Consider the following 1,275-nt stretch of genomic DNA (forward strand, 5'->3'; position numbering starts at 1 on the left):
TTCTTCTCTTCCTGCATGGGCTGTCCTTTTCCGAATGTGTCTTTTATTTTATTCTGTTCTTCTTCAGGAATCGCCAATCTTTTTACTTTTTTTAAACAGATTGCATCTACATCCGGCACTTTTACCGGTGCATCCGCTGTCAGGGTAAAATTCATTGGGGTTTCTTTATCCTCCCGGTCCGCTGATCTTAGATCTGCCTGGATCGTTGTCTGGTATATTTCCGGTGCCTGTACCTGTTCGGCAACGGTTTTCTGAACTGTCTCCTTTTTCTCTTCTTTTTTCTGTTCTGTCTGATCCTTTTCTTCCACAACAGCAGACTGGACAATACGGTCACATCCGGATAATGTCAAAAGATTCATACACAGAACGGCTCCCATAAACATTTTTATTTTCTTCATCCTTTTTCCATCCTTTCCTTTCGGTATTAAAAAAGGTACCCTTTTCTTATGAGAAAAGAGTACCATATTGCTTTGCCGATGTATTCATTAAGATGTAAACAAATTGTAAATCAGAAGATGGCTCTTACCGTGGTCCCCTCTCTCTGTCTGCTTTCGATTTTCAAGCATCCGCCATGGATTTCAGCCACCTTCACACAGAGTGCCAGCCCAAGTCCGGATCCGCCTTCTTTTCGACTTCGTGATTTGTCCACCATATAGAATGCATCTGTGATCTTTCCCAGTTCTTCCTCCGGGATCCCCATTCCGGTATCCGACACCTCAAAGATCTTTTTTCCAGCTTTCTCATAAGCCTTTACCCAAATGCTTCCACCGGCATCCGTAGCCTTTAGGGCATTGTCGATCAGGTTTATCAGAAGGCTTTCCATCAAGGCCGGATCCATTTTCATGGAAAAGGCTTCACATTCCATCTTGAGGTGTACCGCTTTCTTTTCTGCCTGTTCTTTTTCCATGTCTATGACATGGTTTAAAAGGTCACCTGCCATGGTCATTTCCATCTGTATGGCATGGTTCTGATAAAGCCCCAGCATCTGCAGCATCTTCCCAGAAAGAGCCTCCAGGCGTTTTCCCTCCCGGTTGATATGTTCCAGTGCCCGGTCTTTCTGTTCGTCTTTCAGCTTTACATGGCGCAGGGTATCCGAATACCCGATAATGGACGTTAACGGGGTACGCATTTCATGGGAAAGTGCCCCCATGAGCAGCTCCTGTTTCTCTGCCACTTCCTGTAGCTTCTCCATCTGTTCCACAGTTCTTCGCATCATCATATAAATAAAAAGGCCGGCGATCAGGAACACAGCCAGATAAATTCCAAAAAACCAGA

Annotated in this window: 2 protein-coding genes; both read right to left on the reverse strand. The window is 44.8% G+C overall.

The genetic code is table 11. The features are described from left to right. Nucleotides 1–398 (reverse strand): DUF6034 family protein (locus GPK58_RS12565; protein WP_252195811.1); only part of this gene is annotated, 398 nt, incomplete at its 3' end. 110 nt (nt 399–508) lie between these two features. Next, a partial coding sequence (locus GPK58_RS12570) for a sensor histidine kinase (protein WP_215638742.1) occupies nt 509–1,275 on the reverse strand: 767 nt, incomplete at its 5' end.

Source organism: Blautia sp. MCC270 (genome assembly GCF_018785605.1).
Taxonomy (GTDB): Bacteria; Bacillota; Clostridia; order Lachnospirales; family Lachnospiraceae; genus Blautia_A; species Blautia_A fusiformis.